Origin of the sequence: Dermacoccus sp. Ellin185, assembly GCF_000152185.1 — a bacterium.
Classification (GTDB): Bacteria; Actinomycetota; Actinomycetes; order Actinomycetales; family Dermatophilaceae; genus Dermacoccus; species Dermacoccus nishinomiyaensis.
In genome coordinates this window covers 157695-175391 of record NZ_AEIQ01000088.1, presented here as the reverse complement: position 1 = coordinate 175391, position 17697 = coordinate 157695, and the positions used below count along the sequence as shown (strand labels likewise).

General features: G+C 69.9%; 17 protein-coding genes. 15 read left to right on the top strand and 2 right to left on the bottom strand.

The genetic code is table 11. The features are described from left to right. The first annotated feature begins 4 nt into the window (after window positions 1-4). The 12 genes from HMPREF0321_RS10210 (at window position 5) to HMPREF0321_RS10155 (ending at window position 12575) form a co-directional block, all read left to right on the top strand. Window positions 5-787 carry an SDR family oxidoreductase gene (locus HMPREF0321_RS10210; RefSeq protein WP_040014821.1) on the top strand — a complete coding sequence of 261 codons (783 nt, stop codon included), beginning with the start codon at window positions 5-7 and terminating at the stop codon, window positions 785-787. A gap of 28 nt (window positions 788-815) precedes the next feature. After that, a complete protein-coding gene (gene pyrE / locus HMPREF0321_RS10205) occupies window positions 816-1370 on the top strand; it encodes an orotate phosphoribosyltransferase (RefSeq protein ID WP_040014859.1) in 555 nt (184 codons plus the stop codon). A 213-nt stretch (window positions 1371-1583) separates the two neighbouring features. Next, window positions 1584-4220 (top strand): nitrite reductase large subunit NirB, encoded by a 2637-nt coding sequence (nirB, locus tag HMPREF0321_RS10200; protein ID WP_006946090.1) that lies wholly within the window; start codon window positions 1584-1586, stop codon window positions 4218-4220. Then, window positions 4217-4621: a nitrite reductase (NAD(P)H) small subunit gene (locus HMPREF0321_RS10195; RefSeq protein WP_006946104.1), complete on the top strand. Its 405-nt coding sequence runs from the start codon at window positions 4217-4219 to the stop codon at window positions 4619-4621. The genes nirB and HMPREF0321_RS10195 overlap by 4 nt, the downstream gene beginning before the upstream one ends. A 79-nt stretch (window positions 4622-4700) precedes the next feature. Beyond that, window positions 4701-4970 carry a DUF4031 domain-containing protein gene (locus HMPREF0321_RS10190; RefSeq protein WP_006946225.1) on the top strand — a complete coding sequence of 90 codons (270 nt, stop codon included), beginning with the start codon at window positions 4701-4703 and terminating at the stop codon, window positions 4968-4970. 130 nt (window positions 4971-5100) lie between these two features. Then, window positions 5101-5886 (top strand): uroporphyrinogen-III C-methyltransferase, encoded by a 786-nt coding sequence (gene cobA, locus HMPREF0321_RS10185; protein WP_136788560.1) that lies wholly within the window; start codon window positions 5101-5103, stop codon window positions 5884-5886. 73 nt (window positions 5887-5959) lie between these two features. Then, window positions 5960-6829 (top strand): uroporphyrinogen-III synthase, encoded by an 870-nt coding sequence (locus HMPREF0321_RS10180; RefSeq protein WP_231729565.1) that lies wholly within the window; start codon window positions 5960-5962, stop codon window positions 6827-6829. Then, window positions 6822-7586, top strand: coding sequence for a sirohydrochlorin chelatase (locus HMPREF0321_RS10175; protein ID WP_006946087.1), 765 nt, complete (start codon window positions 6822-6824; stop codon window positions 7584-7586). The genes HMPREF0321_RS10180 and HMPREF0321_RS10175 overlap by 8 nt, the downstream gene beginning before the upstream one ends. 130 nt (window positions 7587-7716) lie before the next feature. Beyond that, on the top strand, window positions 7717-8451 hold the full coding sequence (locus HMPREF0321_RS10170; protein WP_006946234.1) for a LemA family protein: 735 nt from the start codon (window positions 7717-7719) through the stop codon (window positions 8449-8451). Further along, entirely contained in the window at window positions 8448-9845 is a 1398-nt protein-coding gene (gene macS, locus HMPREF0321_RS10165) for a MacS family sensor histidine kinase (protein WP_144693509.1), read from the top strand. Before HMPREF0321_RS10170 ends, macS begins: the two co-directional genes overlap by 4 nt. Before the next feature lie 120 nt (window positions 9846-9965). Beyond that, window positions 9966-10622 (top strand): response regulator transcription factor, encoded by a 657-nt coding sequence (locus HMPREF0321_RS10160; RefSeq protein ID WP_038570324.1) that lies wholly within the window; start codon window positions 9966-9968, stop codon window positions 10620-10622. Window positions 10623-10739: 117 nt separating this feature from the next. After that, entirely contained in the window at window positions 10740-12575 is a 1836-nt protein-coding gene (locus HMPREF0321_RS10155) for a DUF2339 domain-containing protein (RefSeq protein WP_083604010.1), read from the top strand. Between the two features lie 67 nt (window positions 12576-12642). On the opposite strand, the gene HMPREF0321_RS10150 is transcribed toward HMPREF0321_RS10155, so the two are convergent. Next, window positions 12643-13887, bottom strand: coding sequence for a winged helix-turn-helix domain-containing protein (locus tag HMPREF0321_RS10150; RefSeq protein ID WP_040014819.1), 1245 nt, complete (start codon window positions 13885-13887; stop codon window positions 12643-12645). Between the two features lie 167 nt (window positions 13888-14054). Here HMPREF0321_RS10150 and HMPREF0321_RS10145 point away from each other — a divergent pair, with 167 nt between their 5' ends. The 3 genes from HMPREF0321_RS10145 (at window position 14055) to HMPREF0321_RS10135 (ending at window position 15928) form a co-directional block, all read left to right on the top strand. Beyond that, window positions 14055-14558, top strand: coding sequence for a hypothetical protein (locus tag HMPREF0321_RS10145; protein ID WP_040014818.1), 504 nt, complete (start codon window positions 14055-14057; stop codon window positions 14556-14558). Between the two features lie 90 nt (window positions 14559-14648). Continuing rightward, window positions 14649-15032, top strand: a complete 384-nt coding sequence (locus HMPREF0321_RS10140; protein ID WP_006946178.1) for a cold-shock protein — start codon at window positions 14649-14651, stop codon at window positions 15030-15032. A 2-nt stretch (window positions 15033-15034) separates the two neighbouring features. Continuing rightward, window positions 15035-15928, top strand: a complete 894-nt coding sequence (locus HMPREF0321_RS10135) for a DUF3027 domain-containing protein (protein WP_006946067.1) — start codon at window positions 15035-15037, stop codon at window positions 15926-15928. A 66-nt stretch (window positions 15929-15994) separates the two neighbouring features. On the opposite strand, the gene HMPREF0321_RS10130 is transcribed toward HMPREF0321_RS10135, so the two are convergent. Continuing rightward, entirely contained in the window at window positions 15995-17482 is a 1488-nt protein-coding gene (locus tag HMPREF0321_RS10130; protein WP_006946164.1) for an NCS2 family permease, read from the bottom strand. Between the last annotated feature and the right edge of the window lie 215 nt (window positions 17483-17697).

Genomic DNA, 17697 nt, shown 5'->3' with positions numbered 1-17697 from the left:
GAGCATGACGAAATGGGCACTGGTCACCGGCGCGAGCGCCGGCATCGGCAAGGAGTTCTGCGAGCAGCTGGCGGCGCGCGGCGACAACGTCGTCCTGGTCGCGCGGCGCGCCGACCGGCTCGAGGAGCTCAAGGCACACCTCGAGAAGCGCTACCGCGTGCACGCCGAGGTCCTCGCGGCCGACCTCGCCAACGCTGACGATCTCAAGCGCGTCGCCGAGCGTGTCGCGCAGGCGAGCGACCCCATCGAGGTGCTCGTCAACAACGCCGGCTTCGGGCTCAAGACGGCGTTCCTCGACACCGACGTCGAGAAGGAGATCGCCTCCGTTGACGTCATGGTCAAGGCCGTCGTCGTGCTCAGCCACGCCGCAGGCCGCGCGATGCGTGAGCGGGGGCGGGGCGCGATCATCAACGTCTCGTCGGTCGCGGGGTTCATGGCGAGCGGCACCTACTCGGCGGCGAAGTCGTATGTCACCGTGTTCAGCGAGTCGCTCGCCGGCCAGCTCGCGGGCACGGGCGTCACGGTGACCGCGCTGTGCCCAGGTTTCACCCACACCGACTTCCACGCGAGCGCCGACATCGACGTCGACAAGACCTCGGCCATCGGCAAGCGACTCTGGCTCGACGCCGACCGCCTCGTGCGCGACTGCCTCGCCGACGTCGACGCCGGCCGCGTCATCTCGGTGCCGGGGAAGCAGTACAAGGTCGCGACGCAGTTGCTGCGCCACGTGCCGCGCTCCATCGTGCGCGCGGGCGCTTTGAGCAACCGTCATCGGCCGCGCGACTGAGGAACCCCCGCCAAATAGAATGGACGGCATGACGAACATCGCCGAAGACCGCGCCCGCCTCCTGCAACTCATCAAGGACAACGCCATCGTGCACGGCAAGGTGACGTTGAGCAGCGGCAAGGAGGCCGACTACTACGTCGATCTGCGTCGCATCTCTCTCTCCGGCGAGTCTGCGCCGCTCGTCGGACGCGTCATGCGCGATCTGACGAGGGACTTCGACTACGTCGCCGTCGGCGGTCTGACGCTTGGTGCTGACCCCGTCGCGACGTCGATGCTGCACGCTGCGGCTGCTGCGGGGGAGCAGGTCGACGCGTTCGTCGTCCGCAAGGCCGGCAAGGCGCACGGCCTGCAGCAGCGCATCGAGGGCCCCTCGATCAAGGGTCGTCGCGTGCTCGTCGTCGAGGACACGACGACGACGGGTGCCTCGCCGTTGGAAGCCGTCGCCGCGTGCCGTGAGGAGGGCGCCGAGGTCGTCGGCGTCGCGACCATCGCCGACCGTGCCACCGGTGCGCAGGAGAAGATCGAGGCCGAGGGCCTCACCTACGTCAGCGCCTTCTCGATGGAAGATCTCGGCCTCGCCTGAGCGTCTGTCACGCCGCGCCTCTTGGCTGTGCGCGAACGAGCCGTCACCGTCACCGGTGGCGGCTCGTTCGTCTGTGCCTCAGGGGTGCGCGCCCGTCGCCACGGAGCTGGACACCGCTGCAGGTGAACACCCGGTGAATCGGGACCATGGCCCCTTCGCCGACGTCCCGGTGCGCTCGTACGGTGGGATGACACGACCCGTTCCGGAGGAAGCATGCGCCAAGACAGACCCACCCACGTCGTCGTCATCGGCGCGGGGATGGTGGCCCACAAGTTCGCCGAGACGCTCCTCGCGAAGGACGACGCGCGCCGCGTCTCGCTAACGGTCATCGGTGACGAGCCGTTCGCGCCGTACGACCGGGTGCATCTGACGAGCTTCTTCTCGGGCTCCACCGCGTCAGATCTGCTGCTCGACGAGAGTGTCTGGGACGACGAACGGGTGACGTTGCGCACGGGCACGCTCGTCACCGGCATCGACCGAGACGCGCGAGCCGTCGAGACGGAGGGCGGCGAGCACATCTCCTACGACGCCCTCATCCTGGCAACGGGCTCGCACGCCGCAGTGCCGCCCATCGAGGGGCGCGACGTCACGGGTTGTTTCGTCTACCGCACCCTCGACGATGTCGAGGCGCTTCGGCGCTACGTCTCGGACACGGCCGGACGCCACCCCGAGCGGCAGGTGCGCGGCGCCGTCATCGGAGGTGGTCTGCTCGGCCTCGAGGCCGGTGGCGCGCTGCAGGCGATGGGAGCGGATACGACGGTCGTCGAGTTCGCTGACCGCCTCATGCCCATGCAGGTCGACGCGGGAGGCGGCGAGGATCTCAAGCGCATCATCGAAGGCACCGGCGTGCACGTGCGCACCTCGACCGCCACGGCACGCATCAACGCGGGCGACGACGGTCGCGTCGCCTCGATGGACTACGCGAGTGGCGAGCGGGACGACGTGGACGTCGTCGTCTTCGCCACGGGCATCCGTCCTCGCGACGAACTCGCGCGTGCCGCGGGCCTCGAGCTCGGGCCTCGCGGCGGCGTCCTCGTCGACACCCACTGCGCCACGACGGACCCGGCCATCCACGCGATCGGTGAGGTCGCGTGCATCCAGGGGGAGGTGTGGGGCCTCGTCGCACCCGGGTACACGATGGCCGAGATCGCCGCTGCGCATCTGCTCGGCGAAGCGCCGGACTTCGACGGCGCCGATTCCTCGACGAAGCTCAAGCTCATGGGCGTCGACGTCGCGAGCTTCGGCGACGCGTTCGCCGCGACGCCCGGCGCGCGCGAGGTCGTCTACTCGGATGCCATGACCGGCTGGTACCGCAAGCTCGTCGTCGCCGATGACGGACACACCCTCCTCGGCGGAGTGCTCGTCGGTGATGCGAGCGCGTTCCCGAGCCTGCGGGCGATGGTCGGCCACGACCTCGCAGCGCCGAGCGCCTTCGTCATCCCCGAGGACGAACGCGGCGCGAAGGCCGAGATCAACCTCGAACTGCCCGACGACGCGGGCGTCTGCTCGTGCAACAACGTGAGTGCGGGCCAGATCCGTGCGGCGTTCGCGGACGGTGCCACGACGGTCTCGGACATCAAGACCTGCACCAAGGCAGGGACCTCGTGCGGATCATGCCTGCCGCTCGTCATCAAGCTCGTCGAGGTCGAGCAGGCGAAGGCCGGTATCGAGGTCGACAGGTCGTTGTGCGAGCACATGCCGTTGTCACGAAGCCAGCTGTTCAACGCGATCAAGGTCGCGAGGCTCACGTCCTTCGACGACGTCATCGAGCGTTTCGGCGCCGGGCGTGGCTGTGACGTGTGCAAGCCGACGATCGCCAACATCCTCGCCAGTCTCGAGAACGGCCACGTGCTCGACGGTCAGCAGGCGACGATGCAGGACACGAACGATCACGTCCTCGCCAACATGCAGAAGGACGGTACGTACTCGGTCGTGCCGCGCATCCCGGGTGGTGAGGTGACGCCGTCGGGTCTCGTCGCGATCGGGCAGATCGCCGAGAAGTACGGCCTCTACACGAAGATCACCGGCGCCCAGCGCATCGACATGTTCGGTGCCCGCATCGACCAGCTCCCCGCCATCTGGCGCGAGTTGCTCGACGCGGGCTTCGAATGCGGCCAGGCATACGGCAAGAGCTTGCGTGCGGTGAAGTCGTGCGTCGGGCAGACCTGGTGCCGCTTCGGCGTGCGCGACTCCGTCCGTCTCGCGATCGACCTCGAGACCCGGTACAAGGGGCTGCGCAGCCCGCACAAGCTCAAGATGGGTGTCTCCGGGTGCGCGCGCGAGTGCGCCGAGGCGCGCGGCAAGGACGCCGGCATCATCGCGACGGAGAACGGGTGGAACCTCTACGTCGGGGGTAACGGTGGCTTCAAGCCGGTGCACGCGCAGTTGCTCGCTGAGGACCTCGACGAAGAAGAACTGATCCGCACCATCGACAGGTTCTTCATGTTCTACATCTCGACAGCCGAGCGGCTGCAGCGCACCGCGCCGTGGCTCGCCGAGCTCGAGGGCGGCACCGAGCACCTGCGCGAGGTGATCATGGACGACGCGTTGGGCATCTGCGCCGACCTCGACGCGATGATGGAACGTCACGTCAACGCCTACTCCGACGAGTGGCGCGACGTCCTGGAGGACCCTGAGAAGCTCGCCCGGTTCACGGCCTTCGTCAACGACGACACGAACGTCGACCCCGATCTGCTCTACGTCGTGGAACGTGACCAGCCCCGCCCGGCGACCCCGGCCGAGAAGGCCGACGCCACCCTCGAACTCATCGACTCCAACCGACGTCCCGTCCGGATCGCAGGCGAGCGCATCCCCGTCGGCGCAGGCGCTGCACAAGGAGGCCAGGGATGACAACCCCCACACCTAGCGAGGCCGGTACCTCGTGGACCCCGCTGTGCGCCGTCGACCGGCTGACACCGGAGCGGGCCGTTGCGGCACTCACGCCGGACGGCGCGCAGGTCGCCCTCGTGCGCCTCGCGAACGACGAGGTGTTCGCCGTCGGCCACCGTGACCCGTACGCCCTCGCGAACGTCATCGCCCGCGGCGTCGTCGGGACGCGCACTCTCGACGGTCAGACGTACGACGTCATCCAGTCGCCGCTGTACAAGCAGGCCTTCGACGTGCGGACGGGCGAGGACGTCGCCGACCGCGCCGTCCGTCTCGGCACCTGGGCCGTGCGTGAGCGCGACGGGATGATCGAGTTGGGCGAGCGCACGAGCGACTACGCAGAACCGGAGCAGACGACGCGCTGATCGTCCGGCCGCCTCGCCAGGTCGGTCGCCTGCGGCGGGGACGGTGGCGATGTGCCCGGCCAACCGCGATGATGGGACGATGGCCATCCTCATCGACCCGCCGATGTGGCCCGCGTGGGGCACGGTGTTCTCGCATCTCGTCTCCGACAGCTCGCTCGACGAGCTGCACGCCTTCGCGCACGATCATGGCGTTCCGGATGCTGCGTTCGACGTCGACCACTACGACGTGCCGGAGCGCATGTACGACGCGTTGGTCGCGGGTGGCGCGCTGCCCGTGCGCGCCACTGAGCTCATTCGCCGATTGATCGCCGGCGGTGTGCGGGTTCGTGCCGTGGAGCGCCGATCATGAAACTGCTCGACGGGTGCTGCGCGGGCGTGAGTGCGCGACGCTTCTCGCGTCACGAACATCACGGCGGCCGCGGCGCGTCGCTGCCTAAGGTCGGGGAGTGAACACGAAGGGCCGCAGCGAGGAGGAACGGATGAGCGACGCAGTCGCGGCGGGGCGCGTCGTCCTCGTCGGCGGCGGACCGGGTTCGCTCGACCTGCTGACGCTGCGTGCCCTGCGCGAGCTCGAGCAGGCGGACGTCATCGTCGCCGATCGCCTTGGCCCGCGGGACGAACTGGCGCGTCTCGATCTGAGCGCCGAGATCATCGACGTCGGCAAGAGCCCGCACCATCACCCCGTTCCGCAGGGCGAGATCAACGCGATTCTCGTGCGTGAGGCGCGGGCCGGGCGGCGGGTGGTGCGCCTCAAGGGCGGCGATCCGTACCTGCTCGGCCGCGGGGGGGAGGAATACCTGTCCTGCCATGCGCACGGCATCGACGTCGATGTCGTGCCCGGCGTGACGAGCGCGCTCTCCGCGCCGCTCGCCGGCGGCATCCCGGTGACGCATCGCGGATCGTCGGCGGGCCTGCTCGTGCTCTCCGGGCACGACGAACTGGCGCTGCCGGCGCTGGCGGCATGGCCGCACACCATCGTCGTCCTCATGGGGATGGGACGCCTGGGCGAGCTGACGGCCGGCCTCGTCGCGCACGGCAAACCGGCCGCGACGCCCGCGGGCGTCGTCCACCGTGCGTGGACGCCGCAGCAGCAGGTCGTGCGTTCCACCCTCGCCGAGCTCGCCGGCGAGTGCGCCACGCGGGGCATCGGCAACCCGAGCGTCATCGTCATCGGCGACGTCGTCGACGTCCTGCCCGACGCGGCGATCATCGCCATGACGACGCAGCAAGCCACCACCGAGGGGACGGGTGAGACCGATGCGTGACCAGCAGCCGGACGGCGCGAGCGCCCCTCGAGACGCCGCTCGGCGTGCGTCGCACGCCTCTGCCGTCGCTTCGGTGGAGTTCGCTTCGGATTCCGCTCCCCAGCAACGACGGGCGCCGCACGACCTCGCCGGGCGGCGCATCGTCATCACCGCGCAGCGCAAGGCCGATGAGTTCGCCGCACCGCTCGAACGTCGCGGCGCCGAGGTGATCCGGGCAGCGACTATGTCGCACGTGCCGCACGTCGACGACCCTGAGCTGCTCGCCCATACCCGCGCGCTGATCGAGGAGCCGCCCGACCTGCTCGTGGTGACGACGGGCATCGGGTTCCGGGGCTGGTTCGAGGCCGCCGAGGCGGCCGGGCTGCGCGAGCGACTCCTCGACGCACTGCGGACGACTCGCATCTACGCCCGCGGGCCGAAGGCGCGCGGCGCTGTCGTCGGAGCGGGTCTCGAGGTCACGTGGACGGCCGCCTCGGAGACGGCCGAGGAGATCAAGGAACGTCTGCGCGGGGAGTCGCTCGACGGCGTCCGCGTCGCTGTGCAACACCACGGCGCCGGTTCCGACGGCATCGACGAGACCCTGCGCGCCGCAGGTGCTGACGTCGTCTCGCTCGTCGTCTACCGCTGGGGCCCGGCGCCCGACCCCTCTGCCGTCGCGCGCGCCGTCGATCTCGTCGCGCGATCCGACGTCGATGTCGTCGCGTTCACCGCAGCTCCCGGCGTCTTCGCCTTTCTCGACGCCGCGCGCGCCTCGGGTCAACAGGATGCCGTGCTGGACATGCTGCGCGAGGGGCGCGTCATCGCGGCCTGCGTCGGTGACACCACCGCGGCGCCGCTGCGCGAGTGCGGCGTCGAACCGATCGTGCCGACGCGCTTTCGCCTCGGCGCCTTGACGCGCCTGGTCGCCGACACCCTCGGCGGGCACAATGACGGCCATGCCTGACGACATGACGGTCGCCCCGACCGCGCCCGATCTCGCGCCCCCTGAATCCTCCGCTGTTGCAACGGCGCCCGCGCGTGGCGGCCGGCGAGCCGCACTCGTCCTCGTCGCCCACGGGACGGCGAGCCCACAGGGCCGGCGGGTCGTCCACGATCTCGCCGACGCGGTTCGCGCCGCGCGCCCCGACCTCACCGTCACCGAGGCGTATGTCGACGTGCAGGAGCCGAAGGTCGCGGACGTCGTGGCGCGCTTGGTGCCCGAGTTCGACGAGGTCGTCGCCGTGCCGCTGTTGTTCTGCGGCGGCTACCACGTGCGGGTCGACGTCGCGAAAGCTGTTGCGCCGCACGACAACGCGCGCTCGACGGGCGCGCTCGGCCCGTCGCGACCCATCGCGGAACTGCTCGCGCAGCGCCTCCGCGAGGCAGGCGCGCGTCCCGGCGACGCGATCGTCATGGCCGCCGCCGGGTCCAGCCGCGCCGAGGCCACCGCCGACGCCCGCGCCCAGGCACGTCTGCTCGCTGACGTCTGGGGTACCTCGATCGGCGTGGCCTTCGGCTCGGCTGCCACCCCGTCCGTGCCCGACGCCGTGAGCGCAAACCGCGACCACCCTCACGTCCGTGTCGCCGTCGCGGCGCTGCTGCTCGGCGAGGGGCACTTCCATGACAAGCTGACGCGTTCGGGCGCCGAAATCGTCACCGCGCCGCTGGGCGCATCCCCCCAGATCGTCGAGCAGATCCTCACCCGCTTCGACGAGGAGTGACCTCCAGTCCCCAGGCGCAGCCGGCCCCGCCGGGGGCGAATCGCGCCGTGACACGCATCGAGCGCTGACGGTGGTCGCTGCCGTCGGCTAGGGTCGAAGCAGACATGACCCCTCGAAGCAGGAGCCACTCATGACGTTCGTCATCATCCTTCTCGTCATCATCGTCGCGCTCGTCGTCGCAGCCGTCATGATGTACAACGGCCTCGTCAAGCAGCGCAACACGGTGCAAGAGGCCTGGCACCAGATCGACGTCGAGCTGACGCGTCGTCACGACCTCATCCCGAACCTCGTCGAGACGGTCAAGGCGTACGCGAAGCACGAGGCGGGCACGCTCGACGCCGTCATCCGCGCGCGTGGTGCGGCCGTCAACACGAACGGTTCGCCGGCGCAGGTCGCCGAGGCCGAGGGTGAGCTGAGCCAGGCGCTGGGTCGCCTCATCTCCGTCTCCGAGGCCTACCCCGACCTCAAGTCGAACCAGAACTACCAGCAGCTCATGGGCGAGCTCAGCTCGACCGAGGACCGCATCTCCAACGCGCGCCGCTACTACAACGCGTGCGTCAGCTCGCTCAACTCGAAGGTCGACTCGATCCCGACGAAGTTCATGGCCGGCCCCGCGGGCGTGACGAAGGCCGAGTACTACGAGGCCGACGAGGCGACGAAGGGTGCCCCGCGCGTCAACATGACGAACGACCAGGCGCCGAACGTGCAGTTCGACGCGCCGCAGAGCCAGCAGCGTCCGTACAACGAGCAGCCGCAACTGCCGCCGTCGCAGATGCCGTACCCGACGCAGAACACCGCGAGTGGCGAGTACCAGGCGCCCGGCCAGGAGGGTTACGGGGTGCCGTACCCCGAGCAGCGCAAGTGAGCCGAGCCCACCTGCGTCGACGCCCCGAATCGCCTGTGCGGTTCGGGGCGTCGTCCGTCGCGTCCCGATGGACGGGCTGGGGCGTGGGCCTGCCCGACGACGCGATGGGTTCGCTCTGGGCAACCTCGGGCGCGTTTCGCTTCCTGACGCTCGCGTACAGCCTCTTCATCCATTCGATGGCGATCTCGCACTACTCGCGCCCCCACCTGGCAAGCGCCCTCATCGCGGTGCAGTGCATCTGGTCCGGCATCGCGGCGTACGCGATGTTCGCGCGCCGCACCTGGCGACCTGTGCTCGTCGGGCTCGACCAGGTCGTCACGCTCGCGCTCGTCTACTCGACGTGGATCGTCGCACCCGAGAGCTGGTGGGATCACAACCAGAGCCTGCCGACGACGATGTGGGTGACGAACGCCGTGCTCACCGCCGGGATGATGTGGGGTGTCGGCGCAGGTTTCGCGAGCGCCGTCGTCCTGGGGCTCGCGTGCCTGCACGTCGGCGGAGATCTGTCGTGGCTCGAACGTTCACCGACGCTGCCCATTCTCGTCAGTGCGGGCATCGCCGCGGGGGTGGCGAGCCACGGTGTGCAGCGCGCCCACGAGCAGTTGACGAGGGCGCTCGAGCTGCGCGCCCGGGCCGCGGAGCGCGAACGGCTCGCCCGGCAGGTGCACGACGGAGTGCTGCAGGTGCTCGCCTTGACCGCGCGCGAAGGGGAGCGCGCGGGTGGTGAGTTCGCGCGTGTCGGGCAGCTCGCCGCCGAGCAGGAGCAGGCTCTACGCCACCTCATCGCGGACGGCGACGACAGCGCGCGCCGCGACGGCACGTGGGCGGGCAACGCGGGGGCAGTGCGTCTTAATGGTCTCGCCGGGGGAGTCGCCTCCAGCCTGCGTGATGCGGGTCAGAACGGGGTGGCGCGGGGTGGGGGAGCTCTCGACGCCGGCATAGAGGCGTCGTCGGTGGACGCGCCGGCGCGGGGTGCTGCCCGCCGGTCTGACGCGCCTGACCCGACGGATCTGCGCCAGGTGCTGCTCGCCCTCGAGAGCCGTCGGTGCCACGTCAGCGCCGGAGCCGAGGCGGTGACGCTGCGCCCCGACGTCGTCGCCGAGATCACCGCGGCGGTGCGGCAAGCCCTGACGAACACCGATTTGCACGCCGGGCGTGGTGGCGCACCCGCGACCTCGTACGTCCTGCTCGAGGATCTCGGCGATGAGGTCGTCGTCACCGTCCGTGACGACGGCGTGGGCATGTCGCCGGAACGGCCGGCGCAGGCACGCGCCGAAGGGCGACTGGGCGTCAGCGGATCGATCGTCGGACGCATCGAGGCGATCGGCGGACGCGCGCATCTCACCACCGCGCCGGGCGAGGGCGTCGAGTGGGAGTTCACGGTGCCGCGCTGAGGCGCGGCAAGCGGCCTCGATCATGATCGTGTCGCGCGACGGGCGTTCTCATCCGCCGCAGCAGTGGAGCGCCGCAGCGCCACGGTGGCTCGCGATCTTGGCGTCCGCGACAATGTCGTCATGAATGACTCGTCCCGTGAGCCCCAGGCCCGCGTCATGATCGTCGACGATCATCCGATGTGGCGTGACGCCGTCGAACGCGACCTCGTCGCGCGCGGCTACGACGTCGTCGCCACCGCCGGGTCCGTGCGCGAGGCCGTCGATCGGGCTCGCGCGACGCGCCCCGACCTGGTCCTCATGGACATGAATCTGCCCGACGGCAACGGTGCCGACGCGACGTCCGCCATCATGCTGACGCTCGCCGAGGTCAAGGTGCTCGTGCTGTCGGCGTCGTCGGCGCGCAGCGACGTGCTCGACGCCGTAAAGGTTGGCGCGTCGGGCTACCTGCTCAAGAGTGCCAGCGCCGCCGAACTTGTCGACGCGGTCGAGGCGACGCTGCGCGGAGACGCGGTGTTCACCCCCGAACTCGCCGGGCTGGTGCTCGCGCACCTGCGTGGCCGCGTCGACACCACGGACGACCCGGCGAGCGCCCTGACGCCCCGCGAGAGCGAGGTGCTGCGCATGGTTGCGAAGGGGCTCGCGTCGAAGCAGATCGCCTCGCGGCTCGGCCTCAGCAGCCGCACCGTCGACAACCACGTCGCCGCGACGCTGCGCAAGCTGCACCTTGCCAACCGCGTCGAACTGACGCGGTTCGCTCTCGAGAACGGCCTCGACTGACGTTCGCCGCACCTGCGTGGGCAGGGGCGCCCTGAGCACTCACTCGCGTCCATTACTCACGTCGTCTGAGTAGTCCTGCTCAGGCGCCGAAGCCGACGGCCGACGAGGCTCGAAGGCATGAATGAGAACCAGCCCTCGAACTCCTTCGACCCGTCCCGCCCGGTGCCGCCCTACGGTCCGTCGTACCCCGGACGCCCTGCCTTCGACGCTCCTGACGGCCACTCGACGCCGCCGCCACCATTCATGGGGGCGACGCCGAACAGTGGTCATCGGCAAGGCCAGTACAGCGGTGCCGCTCCCGGTCAGGCTCCCCGTGACGGGCGCTCTGGTGCAGGACCGGCACCCGCATTTCCCGGTTCGCTCGCGTTCATCCCGCCGCCACCTCCCGAACTGAAGCCTCGACGGTTCGACAACCAGCAGATCGTCGCGATGCTGCTGGCGGCCGCGGGCGTCGTCGTCACGCTCGTCGGGGTCGTGCTCCTGCTCGTCATGGCGGCGCGTGAAGGCATCCTGACGCCGCCGGTCCGCGTCGTCGGTGGCGCCGCGGGTTCGGCGGCTCTCGCCGCGGCCGCGTCGTGGGTGCGCCGTCGACCGGGTGGCCAGATCGGCTCCATCGCGCTGCTCGCGACGGCAGCGTCCGCGGCGTACTTCGACGTCATCGCCGTCACCCGCCTCTACGCGTGGGTGCCGTTGAGTGTCGGCCTCGCGATGGCGTTCGTCGTCGCGGCAGCCGCGTTCCTGCTCGCGATGCGCTGGGACGAGAAATGGCTCGCCATCGCGATCATGGTCGCGGTCTGCGTGTTCGCGCCCTTCTTGACGCAGGGCCCCGGCCTCGCGCTCGTCGCGTTCCTGTTCGTCATCCAGCTCGTCGGCGTCGCACCCGAGCCGACGCGTCGCTGGGACGAGCTCGGCCTCGCGCGGACCGTCCCCGTCGTGCTCGCCGCGACGTTCTGGATCGACCTCGACCACAGCGTCCAGGTGCCCGTCATGATCGGCCTCATCGCCCTCACCGCGGTGACGACGACGCTGCTCACCGCGACGGTTCGTCCCGACGCGCGCTGGGGTGCGGCCGCCTACGTCAGCGCCTGGCTGCCGATGTGGGTCTTCATGATCCGCGCCGACCGTTCGACGTGGACGCTGCTGGCCCTCGGGGCGACGTTCGTCGCGGCACTGACGTGGTGGGCCCTGCGGCACGCGGGGCGCGAGCTGCGCCTGGGCGCGCTCGTCGTCACCGTCATCAACGCGCTGACGTTGGCCTTCGCCATGACGACCGGGCCGTGGCTCGCCCTGCCGTTCCTCGCCGCTGCGCTCGTGCTGTTCGCCGCGCAGGGCATGACGCGTCAGCGCATCGACGGTCAGTTGGCCCTCGGAGCGCTGGGTCTCGCCGCCGTCGCGCAGCAGGTGGCCTCTCCCACGATCGACCTGTTCTACCGGGGGCGTGCCGCTGAACTGCCGGCATCCGTCGCGGTGAGCGGGCTGCTCATGCTCACGGTGGCCGCCGTCGCGACCTGGTCGGTCCGGGGCCGGGCGATGCCCGCGCCGCACGTCCAGATGACGCTCGTCGGTGCCGGCTTCATCGGTCTGCTGGGCTTCGCGATGTCGCTGATCACCTGCCTGGGTCGCACGCCGTCGGGCTTCTTCCTCGTGCACCTCGTCATCACCGTCGGCACGATGGCGCTCGCCGCTCTCGTGCTCGTCGCCGGCCTGACGCGGCCGCGCCACCTGTCGGCGTCGATGGCGTGGGGTCTCGCGCTGCTCGGCTGTGCCCTTCTCAAGTTGCTCATATTCGATCTCGCCTACATGGGCGCGATGACGCGGGCCATGACGTGCGTCGTCGCAGGCCTCGTCCTGCTCGCGGCCGGCACCACGTACGCCCGCACCTACGCGCTGGCCTCGAAGGAGGCGAAGCAGCCGAAGGCATCGTCGGATCCGCATCAGGAGCGTCACGTCTGACATGAGCCAAACGCGCACCGGTGACGGGTGGGGCGGACTCCGCCCGTCACCGGTGCGCGTGCGTCGTTCATGCGGCGCGCCACCCCTCGAGACCCAGCCATGTCGCCATCGTCGTGAGCTCGTCGCTCAAGGCGTCTGCGGCGCCTGGGTGTGCGGCGGGGGCGCCCGGCTCCCAGTGGATCGCGTGAGCGCGCAACACCCCGGCGGCGCGGTCGGCCTTCAGGTCGACGCGCGCGACGAGGCGCTCGCCGAACAGGAACGGCAGGACGTAGTAGCCGTACTGACGCTTCGCGGCGGGGGTGTAGATCTCGAGGCGGTAGCGGAAGTTCCACAGTGCCTCGGTGCGTTCGCGCTGCCAGATGAGTGAGTCGAACGGCGACAACAGCGCGGCCGTCTCGATGCGGCGAGGGTTCTTTGCATCGACGTGGCGCCATGCGGGTTTGTCGAAGCATTCGACGTCGACGGGTTCGAGTTCGCCCGCCGACACCAGGTGCTCGATCGCCGGGCGCACCTGCGCGCCCTTGAGCCGGAAGTAATCCCTTAGACACAGCTCGGTGCCGACCCCGTGCGCCATCGCGCCGCGCCGCACGAGTTCGACGACGTCGTCGAAGTAGGCGACGTCGCTGCCCGCAGGGGCGTCGATCAGGGAGGTCGGTGAGAAGAACTCCTCGGCCAGCGCGGCGTCGGCGATCTGGTTCGGCAGGACGCGCTCGAGGCTCGCGTAGCGACGTTCGAACTGCGGCGTTCGTCCGGCCGAGGTGATGCGGCCGGCCCAGAACAGGTGCTCCAGAGCTGCCTTGACGAGCGACCAGTTCCAGCCCCAGTGGTCGTTGTTCAGCTGCTCGTCGTGTTCGAGCGCGACCTCGATCTCGCGGGCTGTGGCGGGCGGGTGCGTCGTGACGTGGGCGTGGACGCGTTCGACGAGGTCGGGGTGCTCGGCTGCGACGCGACGCATGCCACCCCAGGCGTCCTCATGGGCGCGCGCCATGCGGTGACGCAGCAGCGGCCACACCTGCGGCGTCACGAGACTGGTCTCGTGCGCCCAATACTCGACGAGACGACGTGGCGCGCGGTCCCGAAGCGCGTCCAGGTCGCGGTGCGCATACGGGCCGAGGCGGCTGAAGAAGGGGAGGTAGTGGCTGCGCGTGAGGACGTTGACGCTGTCGATCTGCACGACCTGCAGGCGCGCGGCGGTCGCCGTCAGGTGGCGTGTCGTGACGCTCTCGGGGCGTGCCTTCGCGAACCCCTGGGCGGCCAACGCGATGCGGCGTGCCTGCGCGGTGCTGAGGCGTCGCGGACTGCGGTTCGTCATGTCGCCGACAGTAGTGGGCGGCCCCGACAACCCCGTCGGCTCGGGGTTTTCCGGCCCCGTGACGGCGTGGCGACGCGCCAGCGTCTGGGCAGCACTCGGCACCTGACGGGCGGCGCCGAAGGCCTGGAATGACGGGGTTGTCGCCGGCGCGCGGTAGCGTTCCCGCCATGGACGACGTGCACGAGGAGAGTTTCTCGACCGCGCTGCTGGCGCGCGGCAAACGGCTCGCGATCGTCGGCGCTGCGCTGCTGTGGGTGGCCTCGCCACTGCTCATCGGCGCGTGGGTGACGGTGGCCGTCAAGCTCGCTGACCGGGGGCATGTCGGCGCGCTGCTCCATGCCGCCATGGTGGTGTGGGCGCTGGTCTGTCTCGTCGTCCTGCTGGCCGGGTTCGCGATGCTGCTCGGCGGGGTGTTCTTCTGGTGGCGCTCGCGCGCCGTCACGCAGCCGCCGACCGCCCGCCGTGCGTCGGCGGGCGATGCGGCGTCGCGCTCGGCCCGCGCCGACATGCTGCGGCAGATGCAGCAGCAACTACGCGAGGACGAGGCCCGTCGCGGCGACGGTGCACACGAGCGCGGCGGCGGCTCGGATGACGCCGGCATCGAGGTCGCCGAGCCGAGCGTGGAACGCGTCGAGGCCGACGATTCGGAGGCGCCGCACACGCGCCGGTAAACTCGAAAAGTTAGTGTTCGACGGGGTGCCGCACGCGCGAGCCATCCCACCCGAGGTCGCCCGCCGGCCTCATGAGCAAAGAGGTGCGACGTGCCGGTCGGCAAGGTCAAGTTCTACAGCGCCGAGAAGGGCTTCGGCTTCGTCTCCGGGGACGACGGCGTCGACGTCTTCGTCCCCGCGAGCGCGCTGCCTGCCGGGGTGAGCCAGCTGCGGGGCGGAATGCGCATCGAGTACAGCGTCGTCGACGGGCGCAAGGGCGCGCAGGCGATGCACGTCCAGGTGCTCGACGCGCCGCCGTCGATCGCCGAGCGCAAGCGCAAGCCCGCTGAGCAGATGAGCGTTATCGTCGAAGACGTGATCCGTCTGCTCGACGACCTGTCCTCCGGGTTGCAGAAGGGGCGTTACCCCGACCGCAGCCATTCGAACAAGATCGCGACGGTGCTGCGCGCCGTGGCCGACGACCTCGAGGTCTGATCATGTCTGACGTCCCCTCCGCGCCCTCCGCGGCGAGCGAACCCGTCGAGCCGGCGCCCGCGTCGTCACCGAAGGCTCGCCGCGTCAAGGTGGTGAAGAACGACGCCGTACTCGCCGCTGACGCCGCACGCGACATGGCGCGCGCCGCCGTCGTCGAGATCGCCTACCGCGACACGGTCGGTGAGCACGTGCGCTTCGAGATGAACTCGGAGCGACTCGGCACGCACTACTTCGCGAGCCTGGCCAAGGGCTACCCCGACTGGCAGTGGGCCGTCTCCGTGGCCCGCGCGCCCCGCGCGAAGGTCGCCACCGTGTGCGAGACGAATCTCGTGCCGACGGCGTCGTCGATCCTCGCGCCCGAGTGGGTGCCCTGGGCTGACCGGCTCGCCCCGGGGGACCTGAGCGCCGGCGACGTGCTGCCGTACAAGGAGGACGACCCGCGCCTCGAAGGCGGGTTCGAGGCAACCGGCAACGAGGACGTCGACCAGGTCGCCATCTTCGAGCTCGGCCTCGGCCGCGCGCGCGTGCTCTCGGCAGAGGGGCGCGACGAGGCGGCTCAGCGCTGGTACGACGGAGAGAACGGGCCGTCGTCCGACATCGCCCGCAAGGCTCCCGCGCCGTGCGCGACGTGTGGCTACTTCCTGCCGATGGCGGGTGTGCTGCGTCAGCAGTTCGGTGTCTGTGCCAATGATTGGTCGCCCGCCGACGGCAAGGTCGTCGCCCTCGACTTCGGGTGCGGCGCCCATTCCGAGGCCGACATGGAAGCTCCGCAGGCGCACGACCATCAGGACGCGCCGGTGCTCGACGAACTTGACGTCGACCTCGAGGTCTCTGGCGGCAGCAAGGGTGCGCGCGAGAACACCGAGCATGAGAACACCGAGCACGACGAGGCCTGAGGCAGCGAACATACGGCGAGGGCTGCCCACCACGTGGTGGGCAGCCCTCGCCGCATGATCGCTGCCTCAGCTGACGCCGAGGATCTGCTTGACCGGTTCGATGCCGAAGTAGACGAGGAAGAAGAGCCCGACGACGTACATGAGTGGGTGCACGTCTTTCGCCTTGCCCTTGACCAGCTTGATCAGGATGAAGCTGATGAACCCGGCGCCGATGCCGACGGCGATCGAGTAGGTGAAGGGCATGAGCGCCATCGTCAGGAAGGCGGGCAGGCCGATCTCCATGTCCTTCCAGTCGATGTCGTTCGCCTGCGTCATCATGAGGTAGCCGACGATGACGAGGGCAGGCGCGGCGGCCTCCGAAGGCACCATCTCGACGAGCGGGGCCAGGAAGGTCGTGAGCAGGAAGCACACGCCGGTGACGATGGAGGCGAGGCCGGTTCGCGCGCCCTCGCCGACGCCGGACGCCGATTCGATGAAGGCCGTGTTGGAGCTGATGGAGCCGGCGCCGCCGGCCATCGCGGCCACGGAGTCGACGATCATGATGCGTTCGGAGTGCTCGGGCACACCATCCTCGTCGAGCAGGTCTCCCTCGGCGCCGACGGCGTACATCGCGCCCATGAGGTCGAAGAAGGCGCCGAGCACGAGCGTGAAGATGATGAGGATCGTGGAGATGGTGCCGATCTTGCCGAAGGCACCGAACAGCGAGAAGTCGCCGATGATCGAGAAGTTCGGCTGCGAGACGAACGAGTCGGGCACCTGCGGCACGGTGAGGGACCACCCTCCCGGGTTCACGACGTCCCCCTTGGCGTTCGTCTTGCTGCCGATGTTGCCGACCGTCTCGGCGATGACGGCGAGCGTCGTCGCACCGAGGATGCCGACGAGCATGGCGCCTTTCACCTTGCGGGCCATCATCGCGGCGATGCCGAGCACGCCGATGATGAAGATGAGCACCGGCCAGCCCTGCAGCGTGCCGCTCGGGCCGAGTTGGAGGAAACCGCCGCCGGCGGAGTTGAAACCCGCGTCGTGGAGGGCGACGAGGCAGATGAACAGCCCGATGCCGACGCTGATGGCCGTCTTCAACGAGTGCGGAATCGCCGCGAACAGTGCCTTGCGAAAACCGGAGATGACGAGCAGGAAGATGATGAAGCCCTCGATGACGACGAGCCCCATGGCGTCCGGCCAGGTCATGCCCGGCAGCTTCGCCACGGAGTAGGCGACGAATGCGTTGAGACCGAGGCCGGTCGCGATGGCGAGGGGGAACTTGGCGATGGCGCCCATGAAGATCGTCATCACACCAGCGACGAGGGCCGTCACGGATGCCACGAGGGTGAGGTTCGGCGACGTTCCGCCGCCGATGTAATGGCCCGTCGAGTCCGGCACCGTGCCGATGATGATGGGGTTGAGGACGACGATGTACGCCATCGTGAAGAAGGTGACGAGGCCACCGCGGATCTCCCGTCCGACGGTGGAACCGCGTTCGCTGATCTTGAAGTAGCGATCCAGGGCGTTCGCGGGCGGTCCGGGGGCGGGGGCCGAAGTGACTGTGCTCGACATGGCGCACATCGTATTTGGCGCCCGTGTGCGCCGGGAAACGTGCTCAGCGGGTGGTCGTCGCCGCCTCGTCGGGTGCGCGCACATGACCGGGCCCGTGAGTGACGTCTGCCGTCCCTTCGCCCCGCTCAGCAGAGGCGCGCCGCCGGGTCTGAGGGCGCCGGCACCGAGCTCGGCTGTCGGTGCTTCGCCGCCCGTCAGGGGCGCGTCAACTAGGC

Coding starts and splice junctions, on each gene's coding strand:
- HMPREF0321_RS10210 (WP_040014821.1), top strand. CDS start 5: ATGACGAAATGGGCACTGGTCACCGGCGCGAGCGCCGGCATCGGCAAG.
- pyrE (WP_040014859.1), top strand. CDS start 816: ATGACGAACATCGCCGAAGACCGCGCCCGCCTCCTGCAACTCATCAAG.
- nirB (WP_006946090.1), top strand. CDS start 1,584: ATGCGCCAAGACAGACCCACCCACGTCGTCGTCATCGGCGCGGGGATG.
- HMPREF0321_RS10195 (WP_006946104.1), top strand. CDS start 4,217: ATGACAACCCCCACACCTAGCGAGGCCGGTACCTCGTGGACCCCGCTG.
- HMPREF0321_RS10190 (WP_006946225.1), top strand. CDS start 4,701: ATGGCCATCCTCATCGACCCGCCGATGTGGCCCGCGTGGGGCACGGTG.
- cobA (WP_136788560.1), top strand. CDS start 5,101: ATGAGCGACGCAGTCGCGGCGGGGCGCGTCGTCCTCGTCGGCGGCGGA.
- HMPREF0321_RS10175 (WP_006946087.1), top strand. CDS start 6,822: ATGCCTGACGACATGACGGTCGCCCCGACCGCGCCCGATCTCGCGCCC.
- HMPREF0321_RS10170 (WP_006946234.1), top strand. CDS start 7,717: ATGACGTTCGTCATCATCCTTCTCGTCATCATCGTCGCGCTCGTCGTC.
- HMPREF0321_RS10160 (WP_038570324.1), top strand. CDS start 9,966: ATGAATGACTCGTCCCGTGAGCCCCAGGCCCGCGTCATGATCGTCGAC.
- HMPREF0321_RS10155 (WP_083604010.1), top strand. CDS start 10,740: ATGAATGAGAACCAGCCCTCGAACTCCTTCGACCCGTCCCGCCCGGTG.
- HMPREF0321_RS10150 (WP_040014819.1), bottom strand. CDS start 13,887: ATGACGAACCGCAGTCCGCGACGCCTCAGCACCGCGCAGGCACGCCGC.
- HMPREF0321_RS10145 (WP_040014818.1), top strand. CDS start 14,055: ATGGACGACGTGCACGAGGAGAGTTTCTCGACCGCGCTGCTGGCGCGC.
- HMPREF0321_RS10135 (WP_006946067.1), top strand. CDS start 15,035: ATGTCTGACGTCCCCTCCGCGCCCTCCGCGGCGAGCGAACCCGTCGAG.
- HMPREF0321_RS10130 (WP_006946164.1), bottom strand. CDS start 17,482: ATGTCGAGCACAGTCACTTCGGCCCCCGCCCCCGGACCGCCCGCGAAC.